Annotated in this window: 22 protein-coding genes; 4 read left to right on the top strand and 18 right to left on the bottom strand. The window is 66.6% G+C overall.

Annotated elements, in window-relative coordinates:
- Positions 1–89 precede the first annotated feature (89 nt).
- The 3 genes from LK540_RS08575 (at position 90) to LK540_RS08585 (ending at position 2,606) form a co-directional block, all read left to right on the top strand.
- A complete protein-coding gene (locus LK540_RS08575) occupies positions 90–959 on the top strand; it encodes an aldo/keto reductase family oxidoreductase (RefSeq protein ID WP_229436770.1) in 870 nt (289 codons plus the stop codon).
- A 151-nt stretch (positions 960–1,110) separates the two neighbouring features.
- Positions 1,111–2,208: an MBL fold metallo-hydrolase gene (locus tag LK540_RS08580; protein ID WP_229436771.1), complete on the top strand. Its 1,098-nt coding sequence runs from the start codon at positions 1,111–1,113 to the stop codon at positions 2,206–2,208.
- 74 nt (positions 2,209–2,282) lie between these two features.
- Positions 2,283–2,606: a hypothetical protein gene (locus LK540_RS08585; protein ID WP_229436773.1), complete on the top strand. Its 324-nt coding sequence runs from the start codon at positions 2,283–2,285 to the stop codon at positions 2,604–2,606.
- 117 nt (positions 2,607–2,723) lie between these two features.
- On the opposite strand, the gene LK540_RS08590 is transcribed toward LK540_RS08585, so the two are convergent.
- The 17 genes from LK540_RS08590 to LK540_RS08670 form a co-directional block, all read right to left on the bottom strand.
- Entirely contained in the window at positions 2,724–4,397 is a 1,674-nt protein-coding gene (locus tag LK540_RS08590) for an AMP-binding protein (RefSeq protein WP_229436775.1), read from the bottom strand.
- 107 nt (positions 4,398–4,504) lie between these two features.
- Positions 4,505–5,041: a hypothetical protein gene (locus LK540_RS08595; RefSeq protein WP_229436776.1), complete on the bottom strand. Its 537-nt coding sequence runs from the start codon at positions 5,039–5,041 to the stop codon at positions 4,505–4,507.
- A 19-nt stretch (positions 5,042–5,060) separates the two neighbouring features.
- Positions 5,061–6,296 carry a hypothetical protein gene (locus tag LK540_RS08600; RefSeq protein WP_229436777.1) on the bottom strand — a complete coding sequence of 412 codons (1,236 nt, stop codon included), beginning with the start codon at positions 6,294–6,296 and terminating at the stop codon, positions 5,061–5,063.
- A gap of 406 nt (positions 6,297–6,702) precedes the next feature.
- Complete coding sequence (locus LK540_RS08605; RefSeq protein WP_229436778.1) at positions 6,703–8,385, bottom strand: 4Fe-4S binding protein; 1,683 nt, start codon at positions 8,383–8,385, stop codon at positions 6,703–6,705.
- Positions 8,382–9,032: a DUF3306 domain-containing protein gene (locus LK540_RS08610; protein WP_229436779.1), complete on the bottom strand. Its 651-nt coding sequence runs from the start codon at positions 9,030–9,032 to the stop codon at positions 8,382–8,384. The genes LK540_RS08605 and LK540_RS08610 overlap by 4 nt, the downstream gene beginning before the upstream one ends.
- Positions 9,033–9,051: 19 nt before the next feature.
- The gene (locus LK540_RS08615; RefSeq protein WP_229436780.1) at positions 9,052–9,492 is read right to left on the bottom strand and encodes a DUF3305 domain-containing protein; all 441 of its coding nucleotides are present in this window, start codon (positions 9,490–9,492) and stop codon (positions 9,052–9,054) included.
- A complete protein-coding gene (locus LK540_RS08620; protein WP_229436781.1) occupies positions 9,489–10,085 on the bottom strand; it encodes a hypothetical protein in 597 nt (198 codons plus the stop codon). The genes LK540_RS08615 and LK540_RS08620 overlap by 4 nt, the downstream gene beginning before the upstream one ends.
- The gene (locus LK540_RS08625; RefSeq protein WP_229436782.1) at positions 10,082–10,534 is read right to left on the bottom strand and encodes a hypothetical protein; all 453 of its coding nucleotides are present in this window, start codon (positions 10,532–10,534) and stop codon (positions 10,082–10,084) included. The genes LK540_RS08620 and LK540_RS08625 overlap by 4 nt, the downstream gene beginning before the upstream one ends.
- 8 nt (positions 10,535–10,542) lie before the next feature.
- Positions 10,543–11,646 carry a formate dehydrogenase subunit gamma gene (locus LK540_RS08630; protein WP_229436783.1) on the bottom strand — a complete coding sequence of 368 codons (1,104 nt, stop codon included), beginning with the start codon at positions 11,644–11,646 and terminating at the stop codon, positions 10,543–10,545.
- 9 nt (positions 11,647–11,655) lie between these two features.
- The gene (locus tag LK540_RS08635; protein ID WP_229436784.1) at positions 11,656–11,871 is read right to left on the bottom strand and encodes a hypothetical protein; all 216 of its coding nucleotides are present in this window, start codon (positions 11,869–11,871) and stop codon (positions 11,656–11,658) included.
- Positions 11,868–12,539 (bottom strand): formate dehydrogenase FDH3 subunit beta, encoded by a 672-nt coding sequence (gene fdh3B / locus LK540_RS08640; RefSeq protein ID WP_229436785.1) that lies wholly within the window; start codon positions 12,537–12,539, stop codon positions 11,868–11,870. Before fdh3B ends, LK540_RS08635 begins: the two co-directional genes overlap by 4 nt.
- A gap of 42 nt (positions 12,540–12,581) precedes the next feature.
- Positions 12,582–15,404: a formate dehydrogenase subunit alpha gene (locus LK540_RS08645; protein ID WP_229436786.1), complete on the bottom strand. Its 2,823-nt coding sequence runs from the start codon at positions 15,402–15,404 to the stop codon at positions 12,582–12,584.
- 19 nt (positions 15,405–15,423) lie between these two features.
- A complete protein-coding gene (locus tag LK540_RS08650; protein WP_229436787.1) occupies positions 15,424–15,699 on the bottom strand; it encodes a twin-arginine translocation signal domain-containing protein in 276 nt (91 codons plus the stop codon).
- Entirely contained in the window at positions 15,692–16,396 is a 705-nt protein-coding gene (locus LK540_RS08655) for a molecular chaperone (RefSeq protein ID WP_229436788.1), read from the bottom strand. The genes LK540_RS08650 and LK540_RS08655 overlap by 8 nt, the downstream gene beginning before the upstream one ends.
- Positions 16,397–16,519: 123 nt before the next feature.
- On the bottom strand, positions 16,520–16,681 hold the full coding sequence (locus LK540_RS08660) for a DUF2474 domain-containing protein (RefSeq protein ID WP_229436789.1): 162 nt from the start codon (positions 16,679–16,681) through the stop codon (positions 16,520–16,522).
- Positions 16,681–17,688, bottom strand: a complete 1,008-nt coding sequence (cydB, locus tag LK540_RS08665) for a cytochrome d ubiquinol oxidase subunit II (RefSeq protein WP_229436790.1) — start codon at positions 17,686–17,688, stop codon at positions 16,681–16,683. Before cydB ends, LK540_RS08660 begins: the two co-directional genes overlap by 1 nt.
- Before the next feature lie 3 nt (positions 17,689–17,691).
- On the bottom strand, positions 17,692–19,173 hold the full coding sequence (locus LK540_RS08670) for a cytochrome ubiquinol oxidase subunit I (RefSeq protein ID WP_229436791.1): 1,482 nt from the start codon (positions 19,171–19,173) through the stop codon (positions 17,692–17,694).
- A 220-nt stretch (positions 19,174–19,393) separates the two neighbouring features.
- On the opposite strand from LK540_RS08670, the gene fnr reads away from it, so the two are divergent.
- Positions 19,394–20,161, top strand: a complete 768-nt coding sequence (gene fnr, locus LK540_RS08675) for a fumarate/nitrate reduction transcriptional regulator Fnr (RefSeq protein WP_229437131.1) — start codon at positions 19,394–19,396, stop codon at positions 20,159–20,161.
- Positions 20,162–20,167: 6 nt separating this feature from the next.
- On the opposite strand, the gene LK540_RS08680 is transcribed toward fnr, so the two are convergent.
- The gene (locus LK540_RS08680; RefSeq protein ID WP_229436792.1) at positions 20,168–20,599 is read right to left on the bottom strand and encodes a VOC family protein; all 432 of its coding nucleotides are present in this window, start codon (positions 20,597–20,599) and stop codon (positions 20,168–20,170) included.
- Between the last annotated feature and the right edge of the window lie 23 nt (positions 20,600–20,622).

The raw sequence follows: 20,622 nt of genomic DNA on the forward strand, positions 1-20,622 counted from the left end.
TTACGTACAACCCATCCTGACTATACCGGATTGTCATGCAGGCGTTCCGGATTTATCGTGGCTGCACTGACAACCAACCGGAGCACACCATGAACAGCATCGACAAGGCAGGTACTTATCAACTCGGCGGGCGTAGCGTGCGCCGCCTCGGCTACGGCGCCATGCAGCTGGCCGGCCCCGGCGTGTTCGGCCCGCCGCGCGACCGCAGCGCCGCCCTCGCCGTGCTGCGCGAAGCGGTCGAACTGGGCGTGAACCACATCGACACCTCGGATTTCTATGGCCCGCACATCACGAACGGATTGATCCGCGAGGCCCTGCATCCCTACGCCGGCGACCTGACCATCGTCACCAAGATCGGCGGGCGCCGCGATGCCGAGGGCGCCTGGCTGCCGGCATTCTCGAAGGAAGAACTGCGCCAGGCCGTGCACGACAACCTGCGCAACCTGGGCCTGGACGTGCTCGACGTGGTCAACCTGCGCGCCATGTTCGATGTTCACGGTCCGGCCGAGGGCTCGCTCGAAGAGCCATTGAGCGTGCTGGACGAACTGCGCCGGCAGGGATTGATCCGGCATATCGGCCTGAGCAACGTCACGCTGCGCCAGGTGGAAGAAGCGCGCCGCATGCTGCCCATCGCCTGCGTGCAGAACATGTACAACCTCGTGCACCGCAACGACGATGCGCTGATCGATGCGCTGGCGCGCGACGGCATCCCGTATGTGCCCTTCTTCCCGCTGGGCGGCTTCTCGCCGCTGCAATCCGATGCCCTGTCGAGCGTGGCGCGCGACCTGGACGCGACGCCGATGGCCGTGGCGATCGCCTGGCTGCTGCGCCGTTCACCCAACATCCTGCTGATCCCCGGCACCTCGTCGGTGACGCATCTGCGCGAGAACCTGGCGGCGGCCGAGCTGGTGCTGCCGGACGAGGCGATGGCCAGCCTGGAGCGCATCGGCACGGCGTGAGGACCGCACCGGCGCGGCATGCATGAACGCGGTTAATGAGGCCTAACGCCAGCTTGACACGCAATCAGGCTGGCCGTACGCGGCCTGTTGGGTTACATTGCCGGCAACTTGCGCGCGGCATCCCGGCCACGCCTGCTTTCATGGAGCCCATGTGAAACGATTCCTGGCCATTGGCCTTGCCCTCCTGTGCGTGCTCGGCGTCAGTGCCTGCGCCTATGTCACGCCCTCGCTCGGCCAGGTGGCCGACAGCACGCAGCTGCAAGCCTCGCCCCAGTACTGGGACGGCCAGTTCCAGAACGAGGTGGCCTCGCCGCCGCGCCGTGGCGGCCTGGGCTTCGTGCTGGCCGTGATCCGCGGCCGCTTCGAGCCGCGCGACCGGCCTGCCCCACCCGCGCCCCTGCCGGCGCTGAAGACCGACCTGGCGGCCCTGCCCCTCGCCCAGGACACCGTGGTCTGGCTCGGCCACTCGTCCTACTTCGTCCAGGTGGGCGGCAAGCGCCTGCTGATCGACCCGGTGTTCAGCGACTATGCGGCGCCGGTGCCGTGGATGGTGCGCGCCTTCGAAGGCACCAGCATCTATTCGGTGGACGATCTGCCGGCCATCGACGCGGTGCTGATCTCGCACGACCACTACGACCATCTCGACTACGCCAGCATGAAGGCCCTGCTGCCGAAGACCGGCGTGGTCGTCACCGGCCTGGGCAACGGCGCCCACCTGCGCCACTGGGGCTATCCGGACGCGAAGATCCGAGAAATGAACTGGCACGACAGCGTCGATCTCGGCGACGGCTTGCAGGTGCACGTGCTGCCGTCGCAGCATTACTCGGGCCGCTTCATGAAGCGCAACCAGAGTTTGTGGGCCAGCTTCGCGCTGCAGCACCCGACGCGCAAACTCTACTTCAGCGGCGACACCGGATTCGGGCCGCACTTCAGCGCCATCGCCGCGCGCTTCGGCAGCTTCGACTTCGTCGCCCTCGATGGCGGCCAGTACAACGCGCGCTGGGCCGACATCCACATGACGCCCGAAGAAGCCGCGCGCGCCGCCGAGATCCTGGGCGCGCGCACCCTGCTCAGCGGCCACGCCGGCCGCTTCAGCCTGGCGCGCCACGCCTGGGACGAACCCTTCGAGCGGGCGCTGGCCGCCAGCGAAGGCAAGCCCTTCCGCCTGCTGACGCCGCGCATTGGCGAACCGGTTCGCGTGGACGTGGCGCCGCAATCGTTTGCACCGTGGTGGAAGGGAATCGAATAAACTGCGTGGCGCGGCCCGCGACGTCGTCCCTGCCGAATCGACCATCCCGTGTTGAACCAACCGAGGGAAAGCGCATGCTCTTCAGGACAAAGGTAACGCTCTCGAACAGCTTGATGACACTGGGCTTGCTGCCCTACCTGGCCGTTTTCGGCTACCTCGTCGGAACCAGCGGTTACCGCGGCGATGCTGCCCTGGTGGCCGTGCTGACGGCGGGATTGGGAGTCGCACTGTCGTACGTGATGGCGTTGACGATCGCCTTCCCCGCCTTCCTGTGGTCGTCTTCACTCGCGAAGCACGCCGGCACCGATACGCGCCATGCGAGGATGCTGCGCCTTGGCGTCATCATCGGCGTGTTTCCGTTTCCGCTGATACTGCCGGCACTCGCCCTCGCCTGGTAGACGTAGGGTGGGTTCTCGAACCCACCACATCACGCGCGATCATACGAAGCGTGTTTCGATGTCGTACGCGTCGAAACGGTGGGTTCAAGCCGCACGCGGACCGACCCACCCTACACACTAACCGAGGTCCTCTTCTCGGAATTCGATCCCGGTCGTCGTCTCGTCGCGCGCCGCCTCGGCCTTGCGCAACTCCACGCGCCGGATCTTGCCCGAAATCGTCTTCGGCAGCTCGCGGAACTCGATGCGGCGAATCCGTTTATACGGCGCCAGCCGCTCGCGCGCAAAAGCAAAGATCTCGCGTGCCAGCTCGCGCGACGGCTCCACGCCCTGGCGCAGCGTGATGAAGGCCTTCGGCACCGACAGCCGCACCGCGTCCGGGCTCGGCACGATGGCCGCTTCCAGCACCTGCTCGTGCTCGATCAGGACGCTCTCCAGCTCGAAGGGACTGATGCGGTAGTCGGACGACTTGAACACATCGTCATTGCGGCCGACGTAGAAGTAATAGCCGTCTTCGTCGACGGTGGCCGTGTCGCCGGTGTGATAGAAGCCGGCGCGCATCACCTCCGCCGTTTTGTCCTCGTCGCCCTCGTAGCCCAGCATCAGCGCGATCGGTTGCGCATCCAGTTGCACCGCGATCTCCCCCTCCTGCGCCGGCTGCTCGTCGACGTCCAGCAAGGCGATCTTGTAGCCCGGCAGCGGACGGCCCATCGAACCCGGCTTGACCAGCTGGCCCGGCGGATTGCCGATCTGCGCCGTGGTCTCGGTCTGGCCGAAGCCATCGCGGATGCGGATGCCCCAGGCGCGCTCCACCTGTTCGATCACTTCCGGGTTCAGCGGCTCGCCGGCGCCGACCAGTTCGCGCAGCGGCGGCTGCCACTGGCTCAGGTCTTCCTTGATCAGCATGCGCCAGACCGTCGGCGGCGCGCACAGCGAAGTCACGCCGCAGCGCTGCACGGTTTCCAGCGCGGCCTTGGCACTGAAGCGCTCATAGTTGTAGATGAAGACGGTGGCGCCAGCGTTCCAGGGCGCGAAGAAGCAGCTCCAGGCGTGCTTGGCCCAGCCGGGCGAGCTGATGTTCCAGTGCACGCCGCCCTTCTCCAGGCCGATCCAGTACATGGTCGACAGGTGGCCGGCCGGGTAGCTCTGGTGGCTGTGCAGCACCAGCTTCGGGCGCGCCGTGGTGCCGGAGGTGAAGTACAGCAGCAGCGGATCGGTGGCGCGCGTGACGCCCTTTGGCGCGAACACGCTCAGCACCTGGCGGCACTCGGAAAAGTCGCGCCAGCCGTCGATGCTGCCGCCCACCGCGATGCGGGTGAAGTTGCCGGTGATGCCTTCGAACTTGTGGGCCTCGGAGACTTGCGCGATCACGTGCCGCACCTGGCCGCGCTCCATGCGGTCCTGCAAATCGGCGGTCGAGACCAGCATGGTGGTCGGCACCAGCACGGCCCCGAGCTTGATCCCGGCCAGCATGATTTCCCACAGCTCGACGCGGTTCGGCAGCATCAAGAGCACGCGGTCGCCGCGCTTGACGCCGCAGTCTTCCAGGTACTGCGCCACCTGGCTGGAACGCGCGGCCATGTCGGCGTAGGAGACCTTCTGTTCGCTGCCGTCTTCTTCCATCACCCACAGCGCGGGAGTCTGGTTATCTTTCGCTTCCTGGTCGAAGAAGTCGAGCGCCCAGTTGAAGTTGTCGAACTGGGGCGTCTGGTAGCCGGCGTAGGCGGTGTCGTAGTCGGTACGGTGCTGTTGCAGGAAATCGCGCGCCTGCGCGAAACGCTGGTAAGGGGTCATCTTGTCTCCTGTACGCTGATGTCGATAAACGGGACGTGGCCCGGCGATGCGTTTTTATTGTCTGTTTGCGTACATTGTGCCACGGTTGCGCGGCCACCGCGCCGGGCTTATTGCGGGCCGCCGAAGGCTGCCATGCAGGTAAAGGAATACCGTGTCGCGCCCGGCGCCACCTTCCCGGTCATCGGGTCCATCCTGCCTTCCGTTACCAGGTACTGCATCTCCTTGCCCACCTTGCCCAGCACCACCCCTGGTATGCCGGCGTCCGGGTCCTTGTCGAGCGCGATGCCGGCGCCGGCCAGGGCCGCAGTGAAGTCCTCCAGCCGCTCGTTGCAGATATCGCCCTGGATCATGGCGACCCCGAAGCCGCCTGCGACGGTGACATTGCGCAGGCATGCCTTGCCCAGCGCGACGGGGCCTGCGATGCGCTGGCCTTCGTCGCGCGCGAGCACTTCCGCGGTCTGGTTGAACCAGTCGACCGCCTCCTTGTACGCCTCTGGCGCCGGGTTTGGCATGTCGCAGGACAGGAAGCGCAGCCTGGCGTCGTCTGGGGAAGCAGCTGCGATGCTGCAGGATCCGGCCAGCAAGCAGGCGAGCAGCGAGCGGGAAAACCAGGCGCATGCCGGCTTGGGATTTGTTTTCGTCATCGTGGTCGGGATCCTCCGTTTATTGGCTGGCGCAGGCATCGGCCGGCAGTGGGAGGCTGGCATCGACCAGGTTCAGTGCGCCCTTGCCGTCGCCGAGCGGAACCGGCATGAAGTGCTGGACCTCGAGCGACTTGTCGCCCGGGTCGGTGGCCCCGTACATGTTGTCGCCCATGGTGCAGACGAAGCCGTCAGGCCGCAGGGCCAGGATGCTGGAGTAGGAAGACAGGGAGGCAATGTTGGCAAGGCTGGGCTGCCGGCGCTCGCCGGGCGTGGGAAATAGCGCGCGGAACCAGGTCACGGCCAGGCCCTGCCGGGTCAGCGCGGACGGCGCGCGGCCGCCGCCCAGCGTCGTCGCCCCGTCCAGCGTGGCGATCCGGCGCGCGACGAAGGCATCCGGTTTGTTGTCGGGGTTGTCGTCTTTCGGCGTCGCCGGGTGGCGGCTCCAGCTGCTGCCCCAGGCCCACACGCTGCCGTCGGCGCGCAAGGCATACGTGCTGTCGGCGAAGGCCGCGATGGCGATGGCGCCGCTGAAAAATGGCGTCGGTCCCGGGTTGTCGCAGAGCTGCGCCGAGCGCTCGGGCTGGTACGAAATCGCACCGCCGGACGCGCCACCCCAGCCAATGACAACGCCGTCATCGCGCAAGGCCACGCCGTGGAACTGGCCAAGCGCGATCGCCTTGATGCGCTCCAGGCCGGCAATTTTCGTCGGGAAGGCGCCCGGGCCCCAGCAATAGACCTCCCCGTCGCGGGTGACGATCGCGCTATGGGAATCGGTTGCCGCAACCGCCACCGCTGGCGGCAAGCCGGGAATGCGCATCGGACGCTCGACGAACATACGTTGCTTGCGTGCGGCTTCGGCTTCGGCGCAGGGATTTTTCCCATGCCCGCCGCTGAAGATGGCAGCGGCCTCGCACGGCCCCAGCGTTGGCTGCAGCAGGTAGACCTGGCGCACGCGGTAGGGGCTGAAGCCCCACTCGTAGACGCTGCCGTCGCGCGTGATGGCGCTGCTGTGTTCCCAGCCCGCCGCTACCGCCACGGCGGGTAGCAGGCCTTCCACCTGGCGCGGGAAGACGGGCGGCCCGCGCTTCGCGTGGCCGAACTCGGTGCCCCACCAGAACACGCGGCCGTCGCTTGTCAGGCCCAGGTTGTGGTAGCGGCCGGCGGCGACGGCGGGCTGGGCTGCTGCCGGCAAGGCGTGGGAAACCAACGCCATGCAGGTGATGGCGCCCGCCAGCCGGCGCAGATGGGGAATCATGGTCACGCCTTTGCCTCCGTGCGCCTGGCCGTGGTGATGGCCTGTCGTTATTTGTTGTCGATTATGCACATTGTGCCATGGCTCGGCAGCGGTGTGCAGATGGCACACATGTGGCGCGAAGAGAAATGATTGACGGTGACCGTGGGCGCGCCAGGCACCCCGTGTCCGCGCGCATGCCGGCACGGTGTTGGCTCAATCAGGACTGCGCATGAAGATCATTGTTGACGTCCCGAATGATCATTCGACATGTTTCGACCATCGCACGGTGCGTCACCGAATCATGTCAACAATGGGCGGCGTTCCGCGTGGGCACGTCATAGATGCCCCCGGCATCCATGACCCCACCGTACGGTTGACTGCCAGCAACTATCCAGCCGTGTGAAACATCGCCGTCAGCACGGAAATCTCAATTCGGCGGCACCGGCGTGCGCCGTATCTGCACCGCAAACTCCCCTTCCGGCTGCATCATGTCGATCACGCGGCAGTCGCCGCACATCTTCAGGCGATCCAACTTGCCGGCAAAGGCGCTGTGCTGCGACAGGCGCGACAGCATGTTCTCGACCATGTGCAGCGTGCCGAAAGGCTTGCTGCAGCGGATGCAGTGGAAAGGCTGGGATTCGTTCAGGATGACGGTCTTGCGGCGCGTGTCGCCGAAGGTCATGCGTGGCACCAGGGTGATCGCATCTTCGGGGCAGGTGTTCGCGCACAGGCCGCACTGCACGCAGTTCTGCTCGACGAAGCGCAGCTGCGGGAAGTCGGGCTTGTCCATCACGGCCGACGCCGGGCAGACGCCGACGCAGGCCATGCACAGGCTGCATTTTTTCGTATCGACCTCGATCGCCCCGAACGGCGCGCCGGTCGGCAGCGCCACATCGACCGGCTGGCGCGGCGCGTGGCGGTGCAAATGATCGAGCGCGTAGTCGAGCGTATTACGCTTGTCGGCGGCCAGGTTGAAGGTGGCGCGCCCGGCCGGCGCCTCGCCGCGCGGCGCATGGCCGAGGGCGAGGCCGAGTTCGCCGGGCGTGCTCACGCGCAGCAGCTGGAAGTGCGGGCCGGCGTAGCCCAGGCCGTCGAGCACCGTGTGCGCGATGCCCATCTGGTGGTCGAGGGCGGCGGCGTACTGCGGCGCTTCTTCGCCGGTCATGAGCGCCGTGACGCCGGCCGCGCCATAGGCCAGCGCAGAGAACCAGACGTCGATGCCGGTCGATGCCGTGTGGTGCAGCGCCAGCGGAATCACGCGCCCGGGCAGGCTGCCCTCGGCCTGCACGGTTTCCAGCAGCGGCTGGCCGGCGTCGCTGTGCAGCAGCAGCACCGGGTCCTGGCCGCCGGCCTCGAAATAGGCGGTCAGGGCGGCCTTGATGCGGCTGCCCGTGTGGGCGGCCGTCGGGAAGGCGTAGCTGATGGCGCCGGTCGGGCAGACCGTGGTGCAAGCGCCGCAGCCGGCGCACAAATACGGGTTGACGCGGATCTTGTCGCCGGCGCTGGCAATCGCCTGGGCCGAGCAGATCGTCACGCAGGCGTTGCAGCCCTGCTGGCCGTTGCGGCTGTGGGCGCAGATGCGCTCCTTGTAGCTGAAGTATTTCGGCTTGTCGAATTCGCCGGTCATCTCCATGATCTCGGCGGCGGCCGTGCGGCGCGCGGCGTCGTCCGGACCCGGCGCATAGTAACCGTGCGGGTGCTGGTGGGTCGCGATCAGGGGGCTGGGACAGAGGTCGAACACGAGGTCGAACTTGGCCGCCTGCGGCGGCTGGCCGGCCGCCTGCCAGCGCGCCTCGAAGGCGCCGAGCCAGCCGCCGACGCCCACGGCGCGCGCCGCGAACACGGGGTAGCCGCGCTCGACAGTCGTATCGTCGCCATCGAGCAGCAGCACCGTCACCGACAGGGCGCTGGCCAGGTGGTCGGCCCAGGGCAAGGCCTGGGCGGCGCTGCCGACGACCAGGGTGCGGCCGCCGGAACGGTAGCTGACCGAGGAGATGGCCTCGACCGGGCCGATGGCATCCGCCGCCAGGATGGCAGCGGTCTTGGCGAGGGCATTGCGGCGTTCCTGCATCGGATCGCCGGCCTGCCCTTCTAGGAATCGGATGTTCATGCTTGTCCTTGCAGGGATTGCTGGGGTGTGGCGGGTGGCGAGACCTGCGCCGCTGGCGCTGGCGCCGGTATTGCTGCGGGTACTGTTGCCGGTACCGATACTGCGCCGGCGTCTTGCACTTCGGTATCAAGTACATTATCCGCATCCGCGGACGCAACGCCCACACGCCTGGCGCCGGCGTCCGGGCCGGCGCCGGCTTCCGGGTCGTGTCCGGCGGCGGCCGGCGCCGCTTCGGCAGCCGGTTTTTCCGCATCCGGATAGCGCAGCGCGCTGCGTGCATGGTCGAGCGCGGCCAGCATAGCGGCCGATACCGGGCTCGGCTTGTTGTAGTCGTCCATGTACATGTCGAGGCCATCCATCACGTGGAAGTGCGGATCGGCGAACAGCTTTTTCAGGGCCAGGCGCTGGACCGACTTGTCGACGTCCTTTGCCACGAAGCTGGAAAAGTCGGCATCCGGGGTGAGGCGCGCCGCGTCGTCGAGCGTCGGCAGCGGCCGGTCCTGGAGCGGCGCTTCGGCCTGGGCGGGAATGGGTACAGGCGCGGGTGCAGCGGCGGGAGCGGAAGGCGCAGGACGTACCGGCGTCTCCGTTTCGCCGCCGGTCGCCTTCAGGCGCGACCAGCGTTTCAGGAATCCTTCTTCGGGCATCGGGTGTCCTGTTCCTGCTCTAGCCGTGCTGGCGCCCGCGGCGCGGCTTCGGCTGGTAGTTGTCGCGCAGGTAGCTGGCCAGCCAGGCGTAGATTTCGGCCGGCATGGTCACGCCGTCGGCCGATTCGCCGGAATCGAACATGCGCGTGCCCTCGACATAGCTGACCGAGGCGCGCACCGGCATGGCCCGCCCCTCTTCCATGCGCCACAGCACGAACACCTTGGATTCCGGGGCCATGGCGTTTTCGTAGTAGCCCTCGTGCTCGTCGGTGTAGAGCTCGAGCTCCAGCCCCGACACCAGGTAGTAGTCGCGCTCCGGGCTTTCGCTCAGCACCTGCAGCGGCGGCAGGTTGCCGCGGTCGGGCACGACCCCGACGGCTGCCCAGGCTTCGTCGGCCCAGATGTGCTGGACGGCGCGGCGTTGCATGATCACCGCAATCGGCATGCCGGCTTTTTTCATCGGTTCTTCGCCGCGTCGGAATTGCCGCGATCGACCGCCGGCGAGGCGCCTTGCGGCACCGACTGCGTCGGGCGCGTCTTGACGTCCTTGCTCGGCGCCGCCGTGCCCAGTTTTTCGCTCTTGACCGGCACGTTCGCCGATTGCAGGGCCTGCGGGCTGAGCGGCGCCGCACCACGCCCGGGCGCTGCCGCCGAGGTGCCGGGAGCGGCACCAGCCGGTGCCGGCGCCGCCACGCCGGCCTGCGGCGGTGTCACGCCGGACGAGGCCACGCCCGGCGCGCCGCCTGGCGCCGGCAGCGTTTGCGGCGGCTGGATGCCGGGTGCCGGCGCTTGCGCAATGGCGGTCGGCGGATTGATCTTCCAGCCCTTGGCCGGGGCCTGGGCGCGCCAGCGCGCGCTCAGCGCGTCCATCGATGCGGCCAATTGTTCCTTTTCCTTGGCCGCCTTGGCGTCGGCTTCGGCCTTCTTGGCCGCGGCGGCTTGCTCCTGCTGCGGCGTCAGCTGCGGTTTCGGCAGCGCCGCCCAGGCGCCCTGGGCCAGCATTGCCGAGACCAGCAGCGCCAGCGGCGCGGTCTTCATGATCATGCGTTTCATTGCTTGCCCTCCAGCTGCTTCGGCGCCGGCCCCTGCGGCGCGGCATTGCTGGCCTCGCCCTTGTTCAGGTCCTGCGACGATGGTCCGCCGGCCGGGCGATTGTCGCCGGTCGTGGTCTGGGTGGCGCCCATCTTGCCCGACGGGTCGGTGACGCCGGACGTCGGACCCTGCCCGGTTTCGCGCGTGGTGCCGCCGGTTTCGGCGCCCGAGGTATTCCCGCCCGCGCCGCCGGCGATGCCCGGCGTGCCGCCTGCATAAGTGGCGTCGGTCACAGGCTTGGCTGTGCGTGCAATCACTTCACCGCTGGTGCCGCCGCCGGCCGTTACCTCGCCGGGAAATTTGGTCTGGATCACGCCGTTGCTGGCCGGCGCCGTGTTCTTGCTGCAGCCGGCGGCCAGCAACAGGCTTGCCGCCAGCGCGCAGGTAGTCAGGTAAGTCGTGTGCTTCATTGCTGTCCTCAGTGTGCGGGGCCTGGCCGTGGCGACGGCGGCGCAGGTGGTGGGGATTGCGGTGCAGCCGACGGCGGCGTCGGCGGCGGCGCGCCACCCGGTGCAATCCCTTGCTTGGCCTGTTCATACCAGAGCGAATGGTGGGCCTTGGCCCAGGCTTCGTCGACGGTGCCGTGGCGCATGGCTTCGTACGCCCCCGGCGTGCCCCAGGTGCCGATGTAGATGTGACCCATCGCCGCGATGATGTAGAAGGTGGCGCCGATGATGTGCAGGTAGTTTGCCACCTGCAGGATGTAGCGGGTCTGGCCGAAGTTGACGAAGTTCAGCACCAGGCCGCTGATCGACATGACCAGGCCGAGCAGGGTCACGCCCAGCCAGAACCAGGCCTTTTCGCCGGCGTTGAAGTAGCCGGCCGGCGGGTGCTTGTGCGACACCAGCCCGCCGCCCTCCTTCACCCATTGCCAGTCGATGCGCTGCAGGAAGTTACGGCGCAGAAAGGTGAAGAACATCACGACCGAGCACAGCACGAACAGCGGTCCGATGAAGTTGTGCACGTACTTCAGGATGTAGGCCACCCAGGAATAGGCATCGTGTCCCATCCAGGGCAGCATGATCTTCTTGCCGAAGGTGAGGACCAGGCCCGAGATGGCGAGCGCGATGAAGCTGATGGCGGTGGCCCAGTGCACCTGCATGTCCCAGCGCGAGAAGCGCTGCAGCTTGCGCCCGGAACGCGGCTCTTCGCGGGCTGGCCCTATGGTGTTGTAGAACAGGACGATCAACAGCGGCACCACGATCAGCAGGGTGCCGGCGATCGACGCCATCGGCCCGTTGCGCAAATGGCGCCAGGTGTTGCCGCCGCGCTGGACGATGACGTTGCCCTCGCTGTCGCCGTACTGGCCCAGGTAATGGCGGTCCATGTGCACGTGGCCGGACTGCGACGAAGTCAGGCCGGGTGCGCCGCGCTGGGTGTCGGCCTCGACCTGGAGCATGGTCTGCTCTTCGGCATAGGCCGGCTGGGCCCGGTTGTTGGGCACCGCGGCAAAGGCCGACGGCAGCATCAATGCGACCACCAGCATCAGCATGGCGCGCAGGACAGACAGGTTCGCTCGCATGGTGCTTCCTTATGGATTGGCGCGGTTGTACTCGTTCTGCTTCTGGTTGCGGTTCTGGATCGCCGCCGACCAGGCCAGGCGGTCGTTATGGAAATGGGTCTGCGGGTGGCGGTTGTCGGTCTTGCCCGCGTATTCCCCACGAATCCATTCCGGGTGCTGGTCGACTTCCAGGCAACCGGTGAGCAACAAAGGCAGGGCCAGGATCAGGTAGATGGGCTTTTTCATTGCGGGAACCTTTCGCCGCCGTTCTGGGTGTCGCCGATGTCCTGGTTCACGCGCGGCAAATCGCCCTTGGCCTGAATCTCGCCGCCGCGCTTCGGGCGGCCGTAGGCGATCTTCCAGCCCCACAGCTCCGGGCCGTAGCCGCGCGTTTCCACGCGCTGGCGGTAGATGTCGGCGATCAGGTTGGCTTCGCCGCCGAGCAGCGCCTTGGTGCCGCACATTTCGGCGCAGGCCGGGAGCTTGCCTTCGGCGATGCGGTTGCGGCCGTATTTCTTGAACTCGGCTTCCGAGGTATCCGGTTCCGGGCCGCCGGCGCAGAAGGTGCACTTGTCCATCTTGCCGCGGTGGTTGAAGAGGCCGCTGCCGGCGAACTGCGGCGCGCCGAAGGGGCATGCGTAATAGCAGTAGCCGCAGCCGATGCACTGGTCCTTGCTGTGCAGGACGATGCCGTCTTCGGTGTGGTAGATGCAGTTGGTCGGGCACACGGCCAGGCAAGGCGCGTCGGTGCAGTGCATGCAGGCGATCGACACCGAGCGCTCGCCCGGCACGCCGTCGTTGATGGTCACCACACGGCGGCGGTTCACGCCCCAGGGCGTTTCGTGTTCGTTCTTGCAGGCGGTAACGCAGCCGTTGCAGTCGATGCAACGCTCGGTATCGCAAATAAATTTCATCCTTGCGGCCATGTCAGCTCCTCTTCCTTATGCCCGTACACGTCAGGCCCGTACAACGCGGCACATCGATACCTTGGTTTCCTGCATCATCGTCACGGCGTCGTAGCCGTAGGTCCAGCCGGTGTTCACCGCCTCGCCGCGCACCGTCGGCGCACCGTCTTCGGGGTAGTGTTTTTCCAGGTCTTCGCCCATCCACCAGCCGCCGAAGTGGAAAGGCATCCAGACCAGGCCGATCGGCACGCGTTCGGTGACCATTGCCATCATCTTCAGGCGGGCGCCGGTCGGGGTCTCGACCCAGACGAACTCGCCGATGCGCGCGCCGATCTGCACCGCATCCTTCGGGTTGATCTCGACGAACATGTTCTGCTGCAGCTCGGCCAGCCAGGGATTCGAGCGGGTTTCCTCGCCGCCGCCCTCGTACTCGACCAGGCGGCCCGAGGTCATGATCAGCGGGAAGTCCTTGCTGAAGTCCATCTGCTGCACGGACTTGTACAGCGTCGGCAGGCGCAGGAAATTCGCCTTGTCGTCGTAGGTCGGGTACTTGGCCACCAGATCGCGGCGCGGCGACAGCAGCGGCTCGCGGTGGGTCGGGATCGGGTCCGGGAAGTTCCACACGTTGGCGCGGGCGCGGGCATTGCCGTAGGGCGCGCAGCCGTGGGAAATGACCACGCGGATGATGCCGCCAGACAGGTCGGTCTTCCAGTTCTTGCCCTCGGCCATGGCCTGCTCGGCCGGCGTGAGTTCGTTCCACCAGCCCAGCTTTTTCAGGAAGACGTGGTCGAATTCCGGGTAGCCGGTGTCGAGCTGGCTGTCCTTGTTGGTCGAGCCGTCGGCCGCCAGCAGGCTCTCGCCGTTGTGCTCGACGCCCCAGTTGGCGCGGAACGGCAAACCGCCTTCGGCCACGCTCTTGTTCAGGTCGTACAGGATGGGCGTGCCCGGGTGCTTCATTTCCGGCGTGCCCCAGCAGGGCCACGGCAAGCCGTAGTAGTCGCCCTTGCAGGGGCCGTGGTCGGCGCGCAGCGTGGTCGGGTTGAAGGTGTGCTTGTTCTCCATGTGGAGCTTGAGGCGCTCGGGCGAGCAGCCGGTGTAGCCGATGGTCCAGCACGAGCGGTTGATCTCGCGCAGGATGTCCTCGACCACCGGTTCGTTCTGCACGACCTTGATGTTCTTGCAGAGTTCGTTGTGGAAGCCGAGCTTCTTGGCGAACAAGTACATGATCTCGTGGTCGGTCTTGCACTCGAACAGCGGCATGATGACGCGCTCGCGCCACTGGATCGAACGGTTCGACGAGGTGCACGAGCCTTGCGTTTCGAACTGCGAGGCGGCCGGCAGCAGGTAGACGCCGTCGGTGCGGCCGTGCATCGAGGCGGTCATGCTCGGGTAAGGGTCGACCACCACCAGCATGTCGAGCTTCTGCATGGCCGCCTTCATGTCGGGCAGGCGGGTCTGGCTGTTCGGCGCGTGGCCCCAGTAGAACACGGCGCGCAAATTGCTCGGCTGGTCGATGTACTGGTTTTGCTCGTTCACCGCGTCGAACCAGCGAGAGACGGTGATGCCGGGCTTTTCCATCAGTTCCTTGGAACCGAAGCGCGACTTGATCCACTCGTAATCGACGCCCCAGACGTTCGCGAAGTGCTTCCAGGCGCCTTCGGCCAGGCCGTAGTAGCCGGGCAGCGAGTCGCCATTGGGGCCGACGTCGGTGGCGCCCTGCACGTTGTCGTGGCCACGGTAGATGTTCGCGCCGCCGCCGGGAATACCGATGTTGCCCAGTGCCAGCTGCAGGATCGACAGCGCGCGCACGTTGGCGGTGCCGACGTGGTGCTGGGTGATGCCCATGCACCAGACCACCGACGAAGGACGGTTCTTGGCCAGCATCTCGGCCGCCAGCCGCACGCTCGCTTCGGGCACGCCGGTGATGTCCGAGACTTTATCGGGCGTCCATTTCGCCACTTCCTTGCGCACGTCGTCCATGCCATAGGTACGGGCGGCGATGTATTCCTTGTCTTCCCAGCCGTTGTTGAAGATGTGCCAGAGGATGCCCCAGACCAGCGGGATGTCGGTGCCCGGACGCACGCGCACATAGTGGTGGGCGAAGCGCGCGGTGCGGGTGAAGCGCGGGTCGATGACGATCATCTTCGCGCCGAGTTCCTTGGCGTGCAGGAAGTGCAGCATCGAGATCGGGTGGGCCTCGGCCGGGTTCGAGCCGATGAACATCACCGCCTTGCTGTAGTGCAGGTCGTTGAACGAGTTCGTCATTGCCCCGTAGCCAAAGGTCTGGGCCACGCCGGCAACCGTGGTCGAGTGGCAGATGCGCGCCTGGTGGTCGCAGTTGTTCGAGCCCCAGAAGGACATGAACTTGCGCAGCAAATAGGCCTGCTCGTTATTGTGCTTCGAGCTGCCGATCAGCATCAGCGCGTCGGGGCCGGCCTGCTGCCGTAATTGCAGTAATTTGTCGCCGATTTCGTTGATCGCCTGGTCCCAGGAGATGCGGGTGTACTTGCCGTTCACCAGCTTCATCGGGTAGCGCAGGCGGTGTTCGCCGAAGCCGTGCTCGCGCACCGAGGCGCCCTTGGCGCAGTGGGCGCCCATGTTGATCGGCGAATCGAAGGCGGCTTCCTGGCGCACCCAGACGCCGTTGGCCACCACGGCGTCCACCGAGCAGCCCACCGAGCAGTGGCTGCACACGGTGCGCTTGATTTCGGTTTTGACGGGAGCATCGGCGACCGGGTCGGCGGCCGAAGCCGGCTCGATCACGTTCAGCGGCAACTGGCGCGCCAGCGCGCCGGCGCCGGCCGCAACGCCCGCGCCGACCAGGAATTTACGGCGCTTCAGGCCCTTGACTGCGGTACTCTTTGTTAACGACATGACTGGTCTCCGGGTCCGCTCACCAGTAGGCGGCGGTCTGGTAGTAACGGCGGATGTGCTCGGTTTCGTGGTAACCGCGCTTGACGTCCGGCTTGGCTGCCTCGGCAGGCTTGATCTCGGGCCTGGCTTCGGCGCCGCCGGCCACGGCGGCCAGGGCGCCCAGCGGCGCGGCTTTCAGGAAGCTGCGGCGCGCAGGATCGGGGGTGGCGGCGGAGGTGCCGCCAGTTGCGCCGGCGCCTTCCACGGCTGCGGATACGGGTTCGCGGTCCATCGTGACATCCTTTCGATCAGTCATCGAAGCCCTCTTCCACCACAAAGGCGTCGGCTTCGATTTCCAGCAGCGCGCCGACAAAAGCGGCTACCAGGCAGTAATAGTTTGCGTCGGCGGCTTCCGCGATATCGTCCAGGCAGCGTTCGTACCAGGGCGCGATGCGCGCTTCGAAGAAGGCCTGCTGTTCGGCGTGGGAACGGCGCGCGATCATGTGGCCACCCGCGGGGCCGCCTGCGATCAGCACGCGCATGGTTTCGCACAGCGCGCCCAGGTGGTCCTCGAATTCGCCGACGCCGCGCATGCGCTTGATGCCGAAGCGCGCCAGGTCGCCGCGCAGCTCGGCCAGCGGGCTGTCGTTCATGAAGCCCGCGATGTACAGCGAGCCATAGGGATTGAGCTTGGGCGTGCCGTCGCTCACGAACAGGGCGTCGAATTCGGCGGCCACCGCATCCGCGTCCATCACGCTTGAGGCCAGCACCAGTTTTTCCCAGGCCCGCTCCAGGGCCGGGTCGCCGCCTTCGGCCAGGATCGGGTCGGCCGCGCCGAGCTGGGCCAGCAGCGCCGCGCCCGGAGGCGCCAGCAGCAGGCGCGCGGCCAGCGCATACAGGTCGGCCCGGGCCTGGTCTTCGCTCGACAGGGGAAGCGCGACGCCAATGGAGGAGGCGGCGCGGGCAGCGTCATTTACCTGATGGGATAGGTTTTCAGAGAATGCTGGCTGCATGGGCTGATGGTCTCCGTTATTAAATGTTCATCTAAAGTGTATTCCCTCAGCCCGCAAAGGTGCGCACGCTTGGAAATGCTTTGCATATGTCTGGACGCGGGCCACATGCCAGGACATGCGTGTTCAGCGCATGCCGGCGGCATGCATGATGGCCCGGATCAGGGAAGCGACCAGGAACAGCGCCGCCACCCCGCCCGCCCACAGGGCCAGCATCCAGCCCAGGCGGCGCAGCCAGAGCGGCGCCGGGCGGGCATGCAGGAATCGCAGGAAAGGCAGGCCGCGCATCAGTGGTACCCCGCGTCGGCCTTGACTTTGCCGCGAAACACCCAGTACGACCAGAGCGTGTACATCAGGATGATGGGCAGGATCAGCAGCGTGCCGACCAGCGCGAAGCCCTGGCTGGCCGGCGGCGAGGCGGCTTCCCAGATCGTGATGTAAGGCGGCACGATGTGCGGCCAGATGCTGATCGCCATGCCCGTGTAGCCGAGGAAGACCAGCGCCAGCGCCGCGACGAAAGGCCAGCGGTGCGGCTTGCCCTTGAGCGAGCCGAGCAGCAGCGCGATCGACAGCAGCACCAGGATCGGCACCGGCGCCAGGAACAGGGTGTTCGGGAAGGTGAACCAGCGGTCGGCCACGGCCGGGTCGCGCAGCGGGGTCCAGATGCTGACCACCACGATGGCGCCCAGCAGCAGCAAGGCGAAGGGCTTGGCCACCTGCACCATGCGCGCATGCAGCTCGCCCTCGGTCTTCATGATCAGCCAAGTGCTGCCGAGCAGGGTGTAGGCGATGATGACGCCGAAGCCGGCCAGGATGGGGAAAGGCGCGATCCAGTCGAGCACGCCGCCGGCATAGCTGCGCCCCGACACGGCGATTCCGTCGAGGAAGGCGCCGAGCGAAACGCCCTGGAAAAAGGCGGCCGTGATCGAGCCGCCGATGAAGGCCTTGTCCCACCAGTGGCGCCCACCCTCCCTGGCCTTGAAGCGGAACTCGAAAGCGACGCCGCGGAACACCAGCCCGACCAGCATGAAGATCAGCGGCAGGTAGAGGCCCGACAGGATGATCGAGTAGGCCACCGGGAAAGCCGCCAGCAAGCCCTCGCCGCCCAGCACCAGCCAGGTCTCGTTGCCGTCCCAGACCGGGGCCACGGTGTTCATCATGGTGTCGCGCTCGCGCTTGCCCTTCACGAACGGGAACAGGATGCCGATGCCGAGATCGAAGCCGTCCAGCAGCACGTACATGAAAACGGCAAAGTAAATGATGACGGCCCAGATGACCGAAGTGTCGATGCCCATGCTTCAGCTCCCCTTTTTGCCGCTGTCGGGATTGGGGTTGATGCCGAGGCCGGTGCCGTCGCCATCGCCCGTACCTTCGTCGTCGTTGCCGACGTCCGCCGCCGACAGCGGACGCGCCGGCGTGCGGCCCTCGCCCGGCCCGCCCTCGGGCGAGCGGTTCAGTTCGAAGTGCTGCGGCCCCTTGCGCATCATGCGCAGCACGTAGCCGGTGCCGGCGCCGAAGACAAAAAAGTAGGCCACCACGAAGATCCCCAGCGTCAGCGCCAGGGCCGGCGCGCCGTGCGGCGACACCGCGTCGGCCGTGCGCAGCACGCCGTACACCACCCAGGGCTGGCGCCCGACTTCGGTGGTGACCCAGCCGGCCAGGATCGCGACCAGGCCCGCCGGTCCCATGCACAGGGCGGCGCGCAGGAACAGCCGTTTCGTGAAGAGTTGCTCTCCCCGCCGCAGCCACAGGCTCCAGGCGCCGAGCGCGATCATCAACAGGCCCAGGCCCACCATCAGGCGGAAGCTCCAGAACACGATCAGGGAGTTCGGCCGCTCGTCCTTCGGGAATTCCTTCAGGCCGGGGAACTGGCCTTCCCAGCTGTGGGTGAGGATCAGGCTGCCCAGGTGCGGCACCTCGACCGCGTAACGGGTGGTCTCGGCCTCCATGTCGGGAATGCCGAACAGCTTCAGGCCCACCGCTTCACCCGGCGTGTTCTGCCAGTGCCCCTCCATCGCCGCCAGCTTGGCCGGCTGGTGCTCGGCCGTGTTCAGGCCATGGAAGTCGCCGATCACGGCCTGGATCGGGGCGACGATCAGGAGCATCCACATGGCCATCGACAGCATCTTGCGCACGGCCGGATTGTCGCGCCGCCGCAAGAGCTGCCAGGCGCCGACCGCGCCGACGATCAGCGCCGTGGTGAGGTAGGCGGCGACCACCATGTGCATCAGGCGGAACGGGAAGGAAGGGTTGAAGATGATGGCCAGCCAGTCGGCGGGCACCATGCGTCCGCCCTCGATGGCGTAGCCTTGCGGCGTCTGCATCCAGCTGTTGGCGGCCAGGATCCAGGTGGCCGAGATCAGGGTGCCGACGGCCACCATGGCGGTGGCGACGAAGTGCAGCTGCGGGCCGACGCGGTTCCAGCCGAACAGCATCACGCCCAGGAAACCGGCTTCCAGGAAGAAGGCGGTCAGCACTTCGTAGGCCAGCACCGGCCCCATGATGCTGCCGGCGAACTCGGACATGTAGCTCCAGTTGGTGCCGATCTGGTAGGCCATGACGATGCCCGACACCACGCCCATGCCGAACATGACGGCGAAGATCTTCAGCCAGAAGTGGTACAGGTCGACATACACCTGGCGCTTGGTGCGCAGCCACGACAGTTCCAGTACGGCCAGGTAGCTGGCCAGGCCGATGGTCACGGCCGGGAACAGGATGTGGAAGGACATGGTGAACGCAAACTGGATGCGTGCCAGGTCCAGGGCCGAAAAGCCGAACATGCAAACTCCTTTGGGCGATGGTGTTCCGAATCTAGCATGGCGGCAGGCGCGCACAATTGGCGAATTTGCCACGACTCCCGCAGCGTCAAGCCCTGTGCCGGCAGGCTTTTGCGGCGCTTCATCGACCGTTTCCGCCGAACAGCGTGAACCGAAAGGCTGGGTTGCAAAAGCGACCGGGACTATAATCGCGGTATTGACTGCCATTTCATTTTCCCAGCCGATGACCCAGGAAACCTCTGCCACCCTCTCTGCCCCGATCAGCATCGGCGCGCTGAAGGCCAGCTGCAGCGCCTGCAGCATGCACCAGCTCTGCCTGCCGATGGGCCTGGAAAACGCGGACATCGACCGCCTCGACAAGATCATCGGGCGCCGCCGCAGGCTTGAAAAGGACGAGCGCCTGTATGCGATGGGCGAGCCTTTCCGCAGCCTGTACGCGGTGCGCTTCGGCCACTTCAAGACCTACCAGATCAACGCGGCCGGGGAACAGCAGATCACCGGCTTCCAGATGGCCGGCGAGCTGCTGGGCATGGATGCGATCAGCGGCGACCGCCACCATTGCGACGCGGTGGCGCTGGAAGACAGCGAGGTATGCGAGATTCCGTTCTCGCGCCTGGAAGAACTGTTCGGCGAAGTGCCGGCCCTGCTGCGCCACTTCCACCGCATCATGAGCCAGGAAATCACGCGCGAGCAGAACGTCATGCTCCTGCTCGGGAACATGCGCGCCGAGCAGCGCTTTGCCGTGTTCCTGGTGAACCTGTCGGCGCGCTATGCGGCGCGCGGCTATTCGTCGACCAGCTTCGCGCTGCGCATGTCGCGCGAGGACATCGGGAATTATCTCGGGCTGACCATCGAGAGCGTGAGCCGGCTGCTGTCGCGATTCAAGAAGCAGGGCTGGATCGCGGTCGACAAGCGCGAGGTGACGCTGCTGGAACCGGCGCGCCTGCGGGCGATCGCGGCCGGGACCGAGCAGTGCACGCCGATGGCGTGAACCTGGCTAGAACGTGACCTTCACCGACGGCGCGCTGCGTTTCGCTTCACCGTGGAAGACGGCCTCGATGTTGTTGCCGTCGGGGTCGAGGACGAAGGCGCCGTAGTAGCCGGGGTGGTAGATGGCGCGTTCGCCGGGGGCGCCGTTGTCCTTGCCGCCGGCTTTCAAGGCTGCCTCGTAGAAGGCGTCGACCATGGCGCGGTCGGCGGCCTGGAAGGCCAGGTGATGGCGGCCCGTGAGTTCGCCCTGCGCGGCGTCGCTGGTTTTCGTCGAGATGAAGAGCTCGTCGGCCCAGAAGTAATCATCGCCCTCGCCGCCCAGCGGGACGTTCAGTACCTTGAAGATGGCGGTGTAGAAGCGCTTCGAAGCAGGCAGGTCGCGCACCACCAGTTGCAGGTGGTCGATCAGGCGTCCGCGGTGCAGTTCCTGGGTTTCCATGATGCGTCTCCTTGACAAGGTAA

Source organism: Massilia sp. IC2-278 (assembly GCF_020708045.1).
In the GTDB taxonomy this organism is placed as follows: Bacteria; Pseudomonadota; Gammaproteobacteria; order Burkholderiales; family Burkholderiaceae_D; genus Telluria.